9 protein-coding genes and 2 pseudogenes are annotated in these 15,279 nt (G+C 69.8%); 4 read left to right on the forward strand and 7 right to left on the reverse strand.

Annotated elements, in window-relative coordinates:
• Nucleotide 1: 1 nt before the first annotated feature.
• From sauS to ACHMXE_RS19770, 6 genes and pseudogenes are all read right to left on the reverse strand, one after another.
• Entirely contained in the window at nt 2–1,450 is a 1,449-nt protein-coding gene (gene sauS / locus ACHMXE_RS19745; RefSeq protein WP_395350897.1) for an acylating sulfoacetaldehyde dehydrogenase, read from the reverse strand.
• Between the two features lie 19 nt (nt 1,451–1,469).
• Nucleotides 1,470–2,463 (reverse strand): annotated as a pseudogene (locus tag ACHMXE_RS19750) (tripartite tricarboxylate transporter substrate binding protein).
• A complete protein-coding gene (locus ACHMXE_RS19755; protein WP_395350899.1) occupies nt 2,460–3,251 on the reverse strand; it encodes an IclR family transcriptional regulator in 792 nt (263 codons plus the stop codon). Before ACHMXE_RS19755 ends, ACHMXE_RS19750 begins: the two are co-directional and overlap by 4 nt.
• Nucleotides 3,252–3,526: 275 nt before the next feature.
• Nucleotides 3,527–5,257, reverse strand: coding sequence for a cobalt chelatase (locus ACHMXE_RS19760; RefSeq protein ID WP_395350901.1), 1,731 nt, complete (start codon nt 5,255–5,257; stop codon nt 3,527–3,529).
• A 12-nt stretch (nt 5,258–5,269) separates the two neighbouring features.
• Entirely contained in the window at nt 5,270–6,244 is a 975-nt protein-coding gene (locus ACHMXE_RS19765; RefSeq protein WP_209547486.1) for an AAA family ATPase, read from the reverse strand.
• Between the two features lie 174 nt (nt 6,245–6,418).
• Nucleotides 6,419–7,240, reverse strand: a complete 822-nt coding sequence (locus ACHMXE_RS19770; protein ID WP_395350903.1) for an IclR family transcriptional regulator — start codon at nt 7,238–7,240, stop codon at nt 6,419–6,421.
• 184 nt (nt 7,241–7,424) lie between these two features.
• On the opposite strand from ACHMXE_RS19770, the gene xsc reads away from it, so the two are divergent.
• Together xsc and ACHMXE_RS19780 are read left to right on the forward strand one after the other, a co-directional pair.
• Entirely contained in the window at nt 7,425–9,236 is a 1,812-nt protein-coding gene (gene xsc / locus ACHMXE_RS19775) for a sulfoacetaldehyde acetyltransferase (protein ID WP_203202240.1), read from the forward strand.
• Between the two features lie 16 nt (nt 9,237–9,252).
• Nucleotides 9,253–10,443, forward strand: coding sequence for an acetate/propionate family kinase (locus ACHMXE_RS19780; protein ID WP_395350905.1), 1,191 nt, complete (start codon nt 9,253–9,255; stop codon nt 10,441–10,443).
• On the opposite strand, the pseudogene ACHMXE_RS19785 reads toward ACHMXE_RS19780, so the two are convergent.
• Nucleotides 10,440–11,382: pseudogene (locus ACHMXE_RS19785) on the reverse strand (LysR family transcriptional regulator). The gene ACHMXE_RS19780 and the pseudogene ACHMXE_RS19785 sit on opposite strands and share 4 nt — an antisense overlap.
• Before the next feature lie 81 nt (nt 11,383–11,463).
• On the opposite strand from ACHMXE_RS19785, the gene ACHMXE_RS19790 reads away from it, so the two are divergent.
• Together ACHMXE_RS19790 and ACHMXE_RS19795 are read left to right on the forward strand one after the other, a co-directional pair.
• The gene (locus tag ACHMXE_RS19790) at nt 11,464–14,403 is read left to right on the forward strand and encodes a molybdopterin-dependent oxidoreductase (protein ID WP_395350907.1); all 2,940 of its coding nucleotides are present in this window, start codon (nt 11,464–11,466) and stop codon (nt 14,401–14,403) included.
• 115 nt (nt 14,404–14,518) lie between these two features.
• Nucleotides 14,519–15,271 (forward strand): 4Fe-4S dicluster domain-containing protein, encoded by a 753-nt coding sequence (locus ACHMXE_RS19795; RefSeq protein ID WP_395350909.1) that lies wholly within the window; start codon nt 14,519–14,521, stop codon nt 15,269–15,271.
• The last annotated feature ends 8 nt before the right edge of the window (nt 15,272–15,279 follow it).

Below are 15,279 nucleotides of genomic sequence, written 5' to 3' on the forward strand. Positions count from 1 at the left end.
CTCAGTGCGCTCCGTGCTGCGCGAAGAAGGCGCCGAAGATCTGTTCCTCGCTCGGCACCTGCTCGGCGATCGGCCGCGACACGCGCGTGATGTTGAGGTAATGCCGGTAGTTCATGTTGTCGGAGAAGTTGTTGCGGCCCCAGGTGCCGCAGCCCATCGAGAGGGAGAACGGCAGGCCGTTGTCGAAGCTGCCGCCGGTGGCGATGCAGTGCGCCTGGTCGACGATCACGCGCGACACCGGCAGCGACAGGCCGAGCTCGAGCGCGCGCTCGGGCACGGCCGAATGCAGCCCCACCGAATGGCCCGCGCCCTCGTAGCCGTAGATGCGCTCGACGATCGAGGCCGCCTGCGCGAAGTCGCGCGCCGCATAGACCGCGAGCACCGGGCTCAGCTTCTCGCCCGAGAACGGATGATCGTGGCCCACGCCGTCCTCGGCCACCATCAGGATGCGCGGGTCGGCCTCCGCGATCGCCTGCCAGGCCGCGCGGTTGGCGCCGTCGACCTCGGCCGCGCGCTCGGCGATGGCGCGCGCCGACTGGCCGATGACCGCGGGCGAGAGCTTGCCCCCGGGCCACATCAACTGCTGCAGGGTGGCTTTCTGCGCCTCGCCGAGCATCACGGCGCCGCGGTCCTTGAGCGCGGCGAGCAGGCGCGCGCGCACCGCGTCGACGACCACCAGGCTGTTCTCCGACGAGCAGCTGGTCGCGTTGTCGAAGGTCTTCGAGCGCACGATGCGGTCGGCCGCGGCCTCGGTGTCGGCCGTCTCGTCGACGATGCCCGCGACATTGCCGGCGCCCACGCCGAAGGCCGGCGTGCCGCTCGCATAGGCGGCGCGCACGTTGGCCTGAGAGCCGGTCGCCACCACCAGGTCGCACAGCCGCATCAGCTCGGCCGTCGACTGCTTGTTGACCGGCGCGGGCAGCAACTGCACCAGGTCGCGCGGCGCGCCGATGCGGTCGAACTGCTGGTGGATGAATTCGATCAGCCGCGCCGCGGTGCTCCAGCCCTTGGGCGAGGGCGCGACGATCACCGCGTTGCGGCCCTTGAGCGCGTTGATGATCTTGTTGGCCGGCGTCGCGCCCGGGTTGGTCGAGGGCGTGATCGCGCACACCACGCCGACCGGCCGCGCGATCTCGACGATGCCGCGCGCCGGATCTTCGGCGATCACGCCGACCGAGCGCGCGCCCTGCAGGTCGCGCAGCAGGCCGAAGGTCTTGCGGTGGTTCTTGCGCACCTTGTCCTCGACGTTGCCCACGCCCGTGTCTGCCACCGCCAGCTCGGCCAGCTCGCGGTTGCGCGCGGGTTCGATGATGGCCCAGCCGGCGGCCGTGACCGCCATGTCGACCTGGGCCTGCGACCAGGTCTCGTAGGTGCGCTGTGCCGCGCGCGCGCGTGCCACCAGGTCGGCGATGGGGCCGTGGGCTTCAGAGGAGGATGCGGAGGGATTCATGGGATGAAGAGAGAAAAAACTAGTCGACGTGGATGTTCGCTTCCTTGGCGAGCTTGCTCCAGCGCACGAGTTCGGTGGAGACCACCTTGCCGAGCTGCTCGGGCGTGCCGCCCACGCCTTCGCTGCCCTGGGCCAGCAGCTTGTCGCGGATGTCGGGTTCCTTCACCACCGTGTTGATCACGCGGTTGAGCCGGTCGATCGCGGGTTGCGGCGTCTTCGCGGGCACGAACACCGCGTACCAGGAGTCGACGTCGAAGTCGGGAATGCCGGCCTCCTGCATCGTCGGCACGTCGGGGAACGCGGCGCTGCGCTTGGTGGTCGACACGGCCAGCGCCTTGAGCTTGCCGGCCTTCACGCAACTGTGCCGCGGCGGGGATCGACACCCACAACAGCGGCACCTGCCCGCCCATCACGTCGGTGACCGCCGGGCCGCCGCCGCGGTAGGGCACGTGCGTCATCTGCGTGCCGGTGCGCAGCTTCAGCAGCTCGCCCGCGAGGTGACCGGGCGAGCCGTTGCCCACCGAGGCGAAGGAGATGCTGTCGGGCTTGGCCTTGGCCATCGCGACCAGTTCGGCCACCGTGCTGGCGGGGAACTGCGGGTTCGCCACCAGGATCTGCGGCAGCGAGGCCACCAGGCCGACGGGCGCGAAGTCCTTCGCGGTGTCGAACGAGAGCTTGGTGTAGATGGCGGGGTTGATGGTGTGCGAGGACAGCGTGAACAGCACCGTGTAGCCGTCGGCCGCCGACTTGGCGACGAGTTCGGTGCCGATCGAGCCGGCCGCGCCGCCGCGGTTGTCGATGACGACCGGCTGGCCCAGCAGCGTCTGGAAGCGTTCCTGCACGATGCGCGCGATCACGTCGGTGCCACCGCCGGGCGGGTAGGGCACGATCAGCTTGATCGGCTTGCTGGGGTAGTCGCTCCCGTTCTGCGCCAGCGCGGCAAGCGGCGATGCCAGCGCCGCGGCGGCCAGCAGCCCCGCGCGCAACCAGGGGGCGGACAAGGACAGTCTCATACGGGTCTCCTTCTCGTTGTGGTGGCGGGGGCGGTGGCGGGGCGGTAGCCCAGCGTGGCGCTGGCGTCGCGCGCGCAGGCCATGATGCGTTCGGAGAGTTCGCGTGCCTGGGTGCGCGCGAAGCGGATGGAGGGCACGCTCATGCCGACGGCGGCCACGGCCGTGCCGCGCGCATCGAACACCGGCACGCCGAGGCCGCAGACGCCCAGGCGCCATTCCTCGCGGTTCTCGGCATAGCCGCGCGCGCGGCTGCGCTCGAGCTCGGCCTGCAGCGCATCGAAGTCGACGATGCTGTGCGGCGTGTGGGGCTGCAGCGTGCCGAACAGCGCCCGCAGCGCGGTGGCGTCGAGCCGAGCGGCCGCGAGCATCGCCTTGCCCGAGGCCACGCAGCAGGCCGGCGCGCGGCCGCCGATGCGCGAATAGGCGGCCACGGGCAGCGGGCTGTCGAACTTGTCGAGGTAGACGATCTCGGCGCCATCGAGCACCGCGAGGTGGATGGTCTCGCCGCTGGCCTGCGCCAGTGCCGCGAGATGCGGGCGCAGCAGCGCGCCGATGTCGGCCGCCTCGGAGACCATGGCGCCGAGCTCGAACAGGCGCAGGCTCGGCCGGTAGGCGCTGGTGTCGGCGTCCTGCACCGCCCAGCCGCATTCCACCAGCGTCTGCAGCGTGCGATGGGCATTGCTGCGCGCCATGCCGAAGGCATTGGCGACGTCGATCACGCGACAGGCGCGTGCCTGGCGCGCCATCCATTCCATGACGGCGAGGCCTTTGGCGAGCGTGGAATCCATGCGTCTCCGTTGTCCCGACGCTTGCTATAGATTCCAAATATTGGAACAGCGTTCGGATAATTGAAACTCAATGTACAAACGCGGCCTGCGCTTGTCAACGCGACACTTTCGGCTGACATGGGCTCTGGGAGGCTGTCGAATGCGGGTAGCCGGACGCAGAGGACGCAAAGGTTTCGCGAAAGACGCAAAAGGAACTCAAGAAGAAATTTGGTTTTCCCTTTCGCGTCCTTTGCGAAACCTTCGCGTCCTCTGCGTGCGGAAGTCCGCTCCCGCATTCAGTGCCGGTGCCGCCCCGCCATCAACCCGATCACCTCGCGGAAGATCGCGTTGCCCGTCGAGGCCGCGAGGTCCAGCACGTGGCTGTGGCTGTAGTAGGGGCTCAGGTCCAGCCCCACGCCGATGCCCGCGATCGCGATGTCGCGCTGCTGCTCCTGGCGCGCCAGCACCTCGCGCAGATGGTGGTCGAGGTAGTGCGGATCGTTGGCGAGATGGGTCGCGCTGTCCATCGGCGAGTCGTCGGAGATCACCAGAAGCAGCTTGCGTTCCTCGCTGCGCGCGCGCAGCCGCGTGCAGGCCCAGTCCACGGCTTCGCCGTCGATGCCCTCGCGGAACAGCTCGGGCCGCAGCAGCGCGGCCATCGGCGCGCGCGCGCGGCGCCACGGCGTGCCCGCGGCCTTGAACACCAGGTGGCAGCGCTCGTTGAGCCGGCCTGGGTGCGCGGGCCGGCCCGCGCGCAGCCAGTCGGCGCTGCGCGCGCGGCCGCCGTTCCAGGCGCCGGTGGTGAAGCCCAGCACCTCGCTGACCACGCCGGCCTGCTCGAGGGCGCGCGCGAGCACGTCGACCAGCATCGCGACCGATTCGGCATGCTCCTTCATCGAGCCCGAGCAATCGATGAGGAAGCTGACCACGCAATCGGCCAGCGGCTCCTCGCGCTCGATGCGGAACAGCCGCCGCTCGGCCGGCGAGGCCACGAGCTGGGCGAGCCGGCGGCCGTCGATGCGGCCTTCCTCCTGGCCGCCATCCCAGCCGTCGCGCTCGGGCACGGCCAGCAGGGCGCGCAGTTCGCGCGCGAGCCGCGCCAGGTTCACGCCCTGCGCCGCGATGCGGCGGTCGAGCCGTTCGCGCAATTCGGCCAGCAGCTCGCGGCGCACCAGCGTGGCGGCCTCGTGCTCGCGGTCGTGCTCGGTGGTGAAGACGCGGTAGGCGGCGCCGGCCTCCTCGAGCAGCCGGCTGCGCCCGGATTGCGCGCTGACGTGCTGCTCGACGATCTCGCGGTCCATCTCGGCGACCAGGCTGAACACGCTGCGCTTGTCGTCGGTGTCGTTCTGGCGCGTGTCGGGCGCTTCGTCATCGCCGCCGGCCTCGTGCAGCATCGTGGCGACCGTGCGCGCGATCGCCAGCGCATGCACGGCATACGCGGCCTGGTCGAAACGATCGCGCCGCAGCCCGCCGAGCGCATGGCCGATGCGCGGCGCGAGCGCGAAGCGCGTGGCCTCGAGCATGTCCTCGGTTTCCTCGACCACTTGCTCGCCGCTCACGCGCGCACGGCAGATCTGCGCCACCGCGTACAGCAGCAGGCCGCGCGCGGTCTCGGTCAGGCCCGAATGGTGGAAGGCCAGCGACCACTGTTCGTGGCGATGGCGCAGGTTGCGCCGCATGCCGGCCATGGCCTCGGGCACCAGCGCCTCGGCGCGGAACTGCTCGAGCATCTCGAACAGCATGCGCTCCACCGGTTCCTCGGGCTGCAGCGTGCGGTGCAGCGCGGCGTCGGAGCCGGCGATGCGCAGCGCGAGGCCGTCGGCCACGCCGCGAAACGATTCGAAGTCGTCGGTCTCGGGCGAGGGATGCAGGTGCGGCGCGAACCACGGCAGCGGCACGCGGCCGCGGTGCAGGCGCCGGCCGCGAAAGTGCAGGTCGCGCTCGCCGCTGAAGGCGCGCACCACGCCCGCGCAGAGCTCGGCGACGCGCTCCTCCTGCCGAACCTTGCGGATGTCCTGCTGCGTCATGGCGCGCCGCGCTCAGCCGTCCGCAAGCCGGTGCGACTCCGCGAGCTCGCGGTCGAAGCAGCGCTGGAAGTACTCGGCCACCAGCGGCCGCTCGGCCTCGTCGCACTTGTTGACGAACGAGAGGCGGAAGGCCAGCGCCACGTCCTGGAAGATCTCGAGGTTCTCGGCCCAGGTGATCACGGTGCGCGGCGACATCAGCGTCGACAGGTCGCCGGCCGCGAAGCCCTTGCGCGTGAGGTCGGCCACCGCCACCATCGCCGCGACCGTGGCGCGGCCCGCCGCGTCGGCCAGCGAGGGCACGCGCGCCTGCACGATCGCGATCTCTTCGGCCGTGGGCAGGTAGTCGAGCGAGGCGACGATGTTCCAGCGGTCGATCTGCGCATGGTTGAGCCGCTGCGCGCCGTGATACAGCCCGTTGAGGTTGCCCAGGCCGACCGTGTTGGCGGTGGCGAACAGCCGGAAGAAGGGGTGCGGGCGCAGCACCTTGTTCTGGTCGAGCAGCGTGAACTGGCCGTCGCGCTCGAGGATGCGCTGGATCACGAACATCACGTCGGGCCGGCCCGCGTCGTACTCGTCGAAGATCAGCGCCACCGGCCGCTGCAGCGCCCAGGGCACCATGCCTTCCTGGAACTCGGTGACCTGCTTGCCGTCGCGCAGCACCACCGCGTCCTTGCCGACCAGGTCGAGCCGGCTGATGTGGCCGTCGAGGTTGAGCCGCACGCAGGGCCAGTTCAGCCGCGCCGCCACCTGCTCGATGTGGGTCGACTTGCCGGTGCCGTGCAGCCCCTGCACCATCACGCGCCGGTCGCGCATGAAGCCCGCGAGGATCGCGAGCGTCACGTCGGGGTTGAAGCGGTAGACCGCGTCGATCTCGGGCACGTGCGCGTCGCGCTCGGCGAAGGCGGGCACCTGCAGGTCGGCGTCGATGCCGAAGGTCTCGCGCACGCCGACGAGGCGCGTGGGGTGGAGGGCGGCGATGTCGTTCATGGGGTGGTGGCGGTGGCTCCGCATGGATGCGAAGAAGAATGCGGGCTTCCGTACGCAGAGGACGCGAAGGTTGCGCGAAAGACGCAAAAGGAATCCAAGAAAAATTTGGTACTTCCCTTTCGCGTTCTTCGCGAAATCTTCGCGTCCTCTGCGTACGGCTGTTCGTGTTTCATCCTAGGCCTGTGCACGGCGCGCCGGCCCCGCGTCGGCATCGATGCGGCTCAGCGCGAGCGCCGCGCGCTGCAGCGCGGGCAGCAGCGTCTTCGCCTTCGCGATGTCGAGCCGCATCACCGGCGCCTGCACCGCGATGCAGAGGTTCGACGGGTTCTCGCCCGTGGCCGGCACCAGCGCGGCGATGCACAGCAGGCCGGGCAGGAACTCCTCGTTGTCGATCGCGAAGCCGTTCTCGCGCACGCGCTGGATCTCGGCCTCGAGCGCCGCGGCATCGGTCAGCGTGCTCGCCGTGTAGGCCTCGAGCGAGGCATTCGCCAGCAGCCGGCGGCGCTGCGCCTGGCCCATCTGCGCGAGGAACATCTTGCCGCTGGCCGAGCAGTGCACCGGCACGCGCGAGCCCGGGTGCAGGTAGAAGCGCAGCGGCGCCGCGGTCTCCACGCGGTCGAGGTAGACCACCTCGCTGCCCGAGAGGGCCGTGAGGTTGCAGCTCTCGCCGATCTCCTCGACCAGCTGGCGCAGCACCGTGTGGCGCGCGCCGTGCAGGCTGTCGTTGAACAGCAGGTTCTCGGCCAGCCGGCGCAGCCGCGTGCCCATGCCGTAGTGGCGTCCGTCGCCCTCGCGCTGCAGCAGGCCCGCACCCTCCATCTGCTGCAGCATGCGGTGCAGCGTGGGCTTGGGCAGGCCGGTCTCCTCCACCAGGCCCTGCAGCGAGTAGCGCTGGTCCTTGGCGGCGATCACCTCGAGCAGCGCGAACAGCCGCATCGCCGGGGTGTCGGCGCCCGGGGCCTCGGCGGAAGGGGGGAGCGACTGGACGATCTTCATGGCGGCGGATCATAGTCCTTTTGCAAAAAATAGAACATTCCGTACCGTTTTTTGGAATTTGTTTGACGCCGCCCGGCGCCCGTCCTATAGTCCGCCCGATTCGCCAACCCCGAAATACGGAACTTCCCGTTCCGTCTTTTTGCAGTCCGCCGTCCAGCCCTTCATCCGCAGGAGACACCGACCCATGAGCAAGCAACCCACCCGCGAAGCCGTCACCGGCGTGCAGAAGATGACGCCCTCCGAGGCCTTCGTCGAGACCATGGTCGCCAATGGCGTGACCGACATCTTCGGCATCATGGGCTCGGCCTTCATGGACGCGATGGACATCTTCGCGCCCGCCGGCATCCGCCTCGTGCCCGTGGTGCACGAGCAGGGCGCGGCCCACATGGCCGACGGCTATGCCCGCGTGTCGGGCCGCCACGGCGTGGTGATCGGCCAGAACGGCCCCGGCATCAGCAACTGCGTGACCGCCATCGCGGCCGCCTACTGGGCGCACAGCCCGGTGGTGATGATCACGCCCGAGACCGGCACCATGGGCATGGGCCTGGGCGGCTTCCAGGAAGCCAACCAGCTGCCGATGTTCCAGGAGTTCACCAAGTACCAGGGCCATGTGAACAACCCCAAGCGCATGGCCGAGTACACCGCGCGCTGCTTCGACCGCGCCATCTCCGAGATGGGCCCGACCCAGCTCAACATCCCGCGCGACTACTTCTACGGCGAGATCACGACCGAGATCCCGAAGCCGATGCGCGTGGAGCGCGGCGCCGGCGGCGAGAACAGCCTCAACGCCGCGGTCGAGCTGCTGGCCACCGCGAAATTCCCGGTCATCCTCTCGGGTGGCGGTGTGGTCATGGGCGATGCCGTCGAAGAGTGCAAGGCGCTCGCCGAGCGCCTGGGCGCGCCGGTGGCCAACGGCTACCTGCGCAACGACTCCTTCCCCGCGAGCCATCCGCTGTGGGCCGGCCCGCTGGGCTACCAGGGCAGCAAGGCCGCGATGAAGCTGATCGCGCAGGCCGACGTGGTGCTCGCGCTCGGCTCGCGCATGGGCCCGTTCGGCACGCTGCCGCAGCACGGCATGGACTACTGGCCCAAGGACGCGAAGATCATCCAGGTCGAGGCCGACCACACCAACCTGGGCCTGGTGAAGAAGATCACCGTCGGCATCCACGGCGATGCCAAGGCCACGGCCAAGGCCCTGCTCGAGCGCCTCGCGGCCAAGACCCTGGCCTGCGACGCCACCAAGGCCGAGCGCGCCGCGAAGATCAAGGCCGAGAAGGAAGCCTGGGAGAAGGAACTCGACGCCTGGACCCACGAGCGCGACCAGTTCAGCCTCGACGTGATCGAGGAAGCCAAGGGCGAGAAGACGCCCACCGGCGGCACCTACCTGCATCCGCGCCAGGTGCTGCGCGAACTCGAGAAGGCGATGCCGCCGCGCGTGATGGTCTCGACCGACATCGGCAACATCAATGCGGTGTCGAACAGCTACCTGCGCTTCGAGGAGCCGCGCTCCTTCTTCGCGCCGATGAGCTTCGGCAACTGCGGCTACTCGCTGCCCACCATGATCGGCGCCAAGTGCGCCGCGCCCGACCGTCCGGCCGTGGCCTATGCGGGCGACGGCGCCTGGGGCATGAGCATGGTCGAGATCATGACCGCCGTGCGGCACGACATTCCCGTGACCGCGGTCGTGTTCCACAACCGCCAGTGGGGCGCCGAGAAGAAGAACCAGGTCGACTTCTACAACCGCCGCTTCGTCGCTGGCGAGCTCGAGAGCGAGAGCTTCGCGGGCATCGCCAAGGCCATGGGCGCCGAGGGCATCGTGGTCGACCGCCTCGAGGACGTGGGCCCGGCGCTCAAGAAGGCCATCGACCTGCAGATGAACCAGCGCAAGACCTGCGTGATCGAGATCATGTGCACGCGCGAACTCGGCGATCCGTTCCGCCGCGATGCGCTCGCGAAGCCCGTGCGCTTCCTCGACAAGTACAAGGACTACGTCTGATCGGGCGGCGCCGCGCATGACCGACCAGCTGCTCACGCTCAACGCGGGCTCGTCGTCGATCAAGGTCGCGCTGTTCGACGCGGCCGGCGCCGATGGGGCCTTGCCCGCCGCGCACTGGTCGGGCCAGGCCGATGGCCTGGGCGCGGGCCTCGATGCGCGGCTGCGCATCCGCGATGCGCAGGGCCGCACGCTGCACGACGCGAAGCTCGAAGGCGATGCGCGCTCGCACCGCGGCGCGCTGGCCGCGCTGCTCGACTGGCATGCGCAACAGGGTGGCGCCGGCCGCATCGCGGGCGTGGGCCACCGCATCGTGCATGGCGGCATGGACTTCGTGGCGCCGGTGCGCATCGACGACGCCGTGCTCGAGGACCTGGCCGCGCTCGAGCCGCTCGCGCCGCTGCACCAGCCGCACAACCTCGCGGGCGTGCGCGCCGCGATGCAGGCCTTCGCCGGCGTGCCGCAGGTGGCCTGCTTCGACACCGCCTTCCACGCGGTGCAGCCCGAACTCAATCGCCGCTTCGCGCTGCCGCGCGAACTGTACGACGCAGGCGTGCGGCGCTATGGCTTCCACGGGCTCTCGTACGAGTCGATCGCGCACCAGCTCTCGCGGCAGGCACCCGAGGTCGCGAACGGCCGCGTGATCGTCGCGCACCTGGGCAACGGCGCCTCGATGTGCGCCATCGCGCAGGGGCGCTCGGTCGCCACCACCATGAGCTTCTCGCCGCTCGACGGCCTCACGATGGGCACGCGCTGCGGCCGGCTCGATGCGGCCGTGGTGCTCTACCTGATGCGCTCGCGCGGCATGTCGGCCGACGCGGTCGAGAAGCTGCTGTTCCGCGAATCGGGCCTGCTCGGGCTCTCGGGCGTGTCGAGCGACATGCGCGCGCTGGAAGCATCGGACGAACCCGCGGCCGCCGAAGCCATCGATCACTTCGTCGAACAGGTGGTGCAGCACATGGGCGGCCTCGCGGCTGCGCTTCGCGGCGTCGATGCGATCGTGTTCACGGGCGGCATCGGCGAGAACGGTGCCGCGTTGCGCGCGCGGGTGCTCGAGGACTGCGCGTGGATGGGCGTGGAGCTCGATGCCGCCGCCAATGGCGGTGGGCAGGCGCGGATCTCGACCGGTAGCAGTCGCGTCAGTGCATGGGTACTGCGCACCGACGAGGAAGCGGTGATCGCGCGCCACACGGCGCGCGTGCTCGCCTAACCCGGCAGCGGCGCCACCGCCCCGCGCGGCACGCTCGCGCCGCAATGGCGCAGGAAGTCCGCGGTCGCGCGGCCCAGCAGCTTGTCGCGGTGCATCACGGTCGCGAGCCGCCGCGTGCCCGCGGGCAGCTTCGTGCGCAGCTCGATCAGGTGCCCGTCCTCCAGCGCCTGCGCCACCGTGTAGCGCGAGAGGCAGGCCAGCCCCGTGCCCGAGGCCACCACGCGCTTGATGGCCTCGGTGCTGCCGAGCTCGAAACCCACCTGCACCTGCTCGAGGTTCTGGATCAGCCAGGCATCGGTGACCTGGCGCGTGCCCGAGCCATGCTCGCGCAGCACCCCAGGTGGCCTGCGACAGCTGCCGGTGCGTGGCGACCCGGTCGGCCAGCGCATGGCCGGGCGCGGCCACGATCACGAGTTCGTCGGTGCGCCAGGCGCGCACCACCAGGTCGGGATGGGTCTGCGGCCCCTCGATGAAGCCGACGTCGACGTCGAAGCCCGCCACCGCGTCGATCACGTCGCGCGTGTTGGCGATGTGCAGGTGCACCTGGCTCTGCGGATGCAGCGCGGTCCAGGCCGACACGCGCTCGGGCAGCAGGTATTCGCCGATGGTGAAGCTGGCCGCCACGCGCAGCGGCGCCGCATGCTCGCCGCTGAACAGGGCCTGCACCTCCGCGGCCTGGTCGAGCAGTGCCTGGGCCTTGGGCAGCAGCGCGCGGCCGTTCTCGTTGAGCACCAGCCGGCGGCCGATGCGGTCGAACAGCAGGGCGCCGACCGAGCCCTCGAGATCGGCCAGCGCGCTGCTGGCGGCCGACTGCGAACGCGCGATGCGGTCGGCCGCGGCACGCGTGCTGCCGCCGCGCGCGGTGGCCACGAAGACCTCGAGCTGGCGCAGGTTGAGGCGCAGGCGGGTCGAATTCTGCTGATCTGATTTTCCGGTCATCGTGAGCAATATTCTGCGCTTTTCCGTTCGATCGATGCTGCCTACCATCGGCCGGCCACGCTTGAAAACAAAGGACCGCCAGTGTTCAGTTTCCTGTCCCGCGAGCCCGTGCACGATCCGCTGGCGGCGCCCACGCCCACCGACCGGACCGAGGTCAAGACCACCACCTGCTACATGTGCGCCTGCCGCTGCGGCATCCGCGTGCACCTGCGCGAGGGCGAGAACGGGCCCGAGGTGCGCTACATCGACGGCAACCCCGACCACCCGCTCAACAAGGGCGTGATCTGCGCCAAGGGCTCCTCGGGGATCATGAAGCAGGTGTCGCCCGCGCGGCTCACGCAGCCGCTGCTGCGCAAGCCCGGCAGCGAACGCGGCGCCGGCGAGTTCGAGCCGATCGGCTGGGACCGCGCCTTCGAGATCCTGACCGAGCGGCTCGCGAAGATCCGCGCCACCGATCCGAAGAAGTTCGCGCTGTTCACCGGCCGCGACCAGATGCAGGCGCTCACCGGCCTGTTCGCGCGCCAGTTCGGCACGCCCAACTACGCGGCGCATGGCGGCTTCTGCTCGGTCAACATGGCCGCGGGCATGATCTACACCATCGGCGGCAGCTTCTGGGAATTCGGCGGCCCCGACCTCGAGCGCGCCAAGCTGTTCGTGATGATCGGCACCGCCGAGGACCACCACAGCAACCCGATGAAGATCGCCATCAGCAAGTTCAAGCGCGATGGCGGGCGCTTCATCTCGATCAACCCGGTGCGCACCGGCTACTCGGCGATCGCCGACGAATGGATCCCGATCAAGCCCGGCACCGACGGCGCGCTGCTGATGGCGCTGCTGCACGAGCTGATCGCGAGCGAGCTGATCGACCATGCCTTCCTCCAGCGCTTCACCAACGCGCCGCAGCTGGTGGTGCTCGATGACTGCGAGCGCGAAGGCCTGTTCGCCTTCGACCCCGAGCGCGGCCCGCCGGGCGACGGCCGCCATCCGCACAACAAGCTGGTGTGGGACAAGGCCAGCGGCACCGTGAAGCCCGCGTATCCCGAGGGCATCGCCGACGGCTGCGATCCCGCGCTCGAGGGCCACTACACGCTGGCCGACGGCACGCGCGTCGCGCCCTCGTTCCAGCTGCTGCGCGAGCGCGTCGCGAGCTGCACGCCCGAATGGGCGCAGGCCATCACGGGCATCGATGCCGCGCGCATCCGACAGCTGGCGCGCGAGATGGGCGAGACCGCGCTGCGCCAGGCCTTCGAGCTGCCGATCGCCTGGACCGATGCCTGGGGCAAGCGGCACGAGACGACGCAGGCGCGGCCCGTGGCCTTCCATGCGATGCGCGGGCTGGCGGCGCATTCGAACGGCTTCCAGACCGTGCGCGCGCTCGCGATCCTGATGAGCGTGCTCGGCACCATCGACGCGCCCGGCGGCTTTCGCCACAAGGCGCCGTACCCGCGCCACATCGTGCCCAACTACCGGGCCTTCAACGACCCCGGCATGATCCAGCCCAACACGCCGCTCAATGCGGCGCCGCTGGGCTTTCCGGCCAGTCCCGACGAACTCGCGATCAACCCCGACGGCTCGCCGATCCGCATCGACCATGCCTTCTCGTGGGAGCATCCGCTGTCGGCCCACGGGCTGATGCACAACGTCATCACCAATGCGGTGAAGGGCGATCCCTACCGCATCGACACCTTGCTGATCTTCATGGCCAACATGGCCTGGAACTCGAGCATGAACACGATGGCCGTGCGCGAGATGCTCAACCGCAAGGACGACCAGGGCGAGTACATGATCCCGTTCCTGGTGGTGTGCGATGCCTTCCAGAGCGAGACCGTGGCCTTCGCCGACCTGGTGCTGCCCGACACCACCTACCTCGAGCGCCACGACGCGATGAGCATGCTCGACCGGCCGATCTCGGAGTTCGACGGGCCGGTGGATTCGGTGCGCATCCCGGTGGTGCCGCCCACCGGGCAGTGCAAGCCGTTCCAGGAGGTGCTGATCGAGCTGGCCTCGCGGCTCAAGTTTCCGGCCTTCACCACGGCCGAGGGTGGCCGCAAGTACGCCGACTATCCCGACTTCGTCGTCAACTTCCAGCCGCAGCCGGGCATCGGCTTTCTGATGGGATGGCGCGGCAAGGACGGCACCGAGCACCTGCGCGGCGAGCCCAATCCCAAGCAGTGGGAGGCCTATGCGCAGAACAACTGCGTGTTCCAGTACCACATGCCCGAGACCATGCACTACATGCGCAACTGGAACCGCGAGTACCTCGACTTCGCGAAGGACAAGGGCTGGCGCCAGCGCAACGACCCGGTGCAGCTCGCGCTCTATTCCGACACCCTGCAGAGCTTCCGCCTCGCCGCGCAGGGCAAGAGCGCGGGCCGCCAGCCGCCCGAGGGCCTGCGCGAGCGCATCGCCACCTACTTCGATCCGCTGCCCTTCTGGTATGCGCCGCTCGAGGAGGCCGCGACCGACACCGCGGCCTATCCGCTCAATGCGCTCACGCAGCGGCCGATGGCGATGTACCACTCGTGGGATTCGCAGAACGCGTGGCTGCGGCAGATCCACAGCCACAACTACCTGCATGTGAATCCGGTAACGGCCGAAGCCGCGGGCATTGCCGACGGCGGCTGGTGCTGGGTCGAGAGCCAGTGGGGCAAGGTGCGCTGCATGCTGCGCTACAGCGAGGCGGTGGAGCCCGGCACCGTGTGGACCTGGAATGCCATCGGCAAGGCCGACGGTGCATGGCAGCTCGCGCCGGGCGCCGACGAGGCGCGCAAGGGCTTCCTGCTCAACCACCTGATCAGCGAGGAGCTGCCGTGCGCGGGCACGGCCAGCGGGCGCATCAGCAATTCGGATCCGATCACGGGGCAGGCCGGCTGGTACGACGTGCGCGTGCGCATCCGGCCGGCCGAGCCCGGCGAACCCGAGGAGAGCTATCCGCAGTTCGCGAGCATGCCGAGCGCACCCGGGGTGCTGGGCAAGGCGGCGCAGGTGTTGACGTACTTTGCGGGGAGGGGGCGGAAATGATGCAGTGGTTGAAGGACTTGCTGGCGAGCGCATCGCAGCCCCAGCCCGTGGCGGAAGCTGCCGGTGCCTTTCTCCCTCCCCCTCTGGGGGAGGGCAGGGGTGGGGGGCAGCGGCGATGCCATCGGGCGCATGGCCTCCGCGACGGCTGTCGTGCCCCCACCCCCGGCCCTCCCCCAGAGGGGGAGGGGGACATACCGCTCGCGCCGAGCCCGGCGAAACCCTCGCCAAGCAACTCGCCCTCGTCATCGACCTCAACGTCTGCGTCGGCTGCCATGCCTGCGTGACCTCGTGCAAGCAGTGGAACACCTCGGGCAGCGCGGGCCCGCTCGCGGATTTCGAGCCCTATGGCGCCAACCCCACGGGCACCTTCTTCAATCGCGTGCAGACCTACGAGGCCGGTTCGTTCCCGAACACCGACACCGTGCACTTCCCCAAGAGCTGCCTGCACTGCGAGGACCCGCCCTGCGTGCCGGTCTGTCCGACCGGCGCGAGCTACAAGCGCAAGGAAGACGGCATCGTGCTGGTCGACTACGACAAGTGCATCGGCTGCAAGTACTGCGCCTGGGCCTGTCCCTACGGCGCGCGCGAGCTCGACGAGGAACGCCAGGTCATGACCAAGTGCACGCTGTGCGTCGACCGCATCTACGACGAGCAGCTGCCCAAGGAAGACCGCAAGCCCGCCTGCGTGAAGGCCTGCCCCACCGGCGCGCGCCTGTTCGGCGACGTGAAGGATCCCGACTCCGAGGTCTCGCGCGCGATCCGCGAGCGCGGCGGCTATGCGCTGATGCCCGAGTGGGAGACCAACCCCGCCAACCGCTACCTGCCGCGCCGCAACATGGCCGCGCCCGCGCAGGGCACGCCGGAGTAGCGCGCATG

The organism is Variovorax sp. UC122_21 (genome assembly GCF_044056785.1).
Taxonomy (GTDB): domain Bacteria; phylum Pseudomonadota; class Gammaproteobacteria; order Burkholderiales; family Burkholderiaceae_C; genus Variovorax.

Bases quoted from the DNA above. Each gene is read 5' to 3' on its own strand.
- sauS (WP_395350897.1), bottom strand. From the start codon at position 1,450: ATGAATCCCTCCGCATCCTCCTCTGAAGCCCACGGCCCCATCGCCGAC.
- ACHMXE_RS19765 (WP_209547486.1), bottom strand. From the start codon at position 6,244: ATGAACGACATCGCCGCCCTCCACCCCACGCGCCTCGTCGGCGTGCGC.
- ACHMXE_RS19770 (WP_395350903.1), bottom strand. From the start codon at position 7,240: ATGAAGATCGTCCAGTCGCTCCCCCCTTCCGCCGAGGCCCCGGGCGCC.
- ACHMXE_RS19780 (WP_395350905.1), top strand. From the start codon at position 9,253: ATGACCGACCAGCTGCTCACGCTCAACGCGGGCTCGTCGTCGATCAAG.
- ACHMXE_RS19755 (WP_395350899.1), bottom strand. From the start codon at position 3,251: ATGGATTCCACGCTCGCCAAAGGCCTCGCCGTCATGGAATGGATGGCG.
- ACHMXE_RS19795 (WP_395350909.1), top strand. From the start codon at position 14,519: ATGCCATCGGGCGCATGGCCTCCGCGACGGCTGTCGTGCCCCCACCCC.
- xsc (WP_203202240.1), top strand. From the start codon at position 7,425: ATGAGCAAGCAACCCACCCGCGAAGCCGTCACCGGCGTGCAGAAGATG.
- ACHMXE_RS19760 (WP_395350901.1), bottom strand. From the start codon at position 5,257: ATGACGCAGCAGGACATCCGCAAGGTTCGGCAGGAGGAGCGCGTCGCC.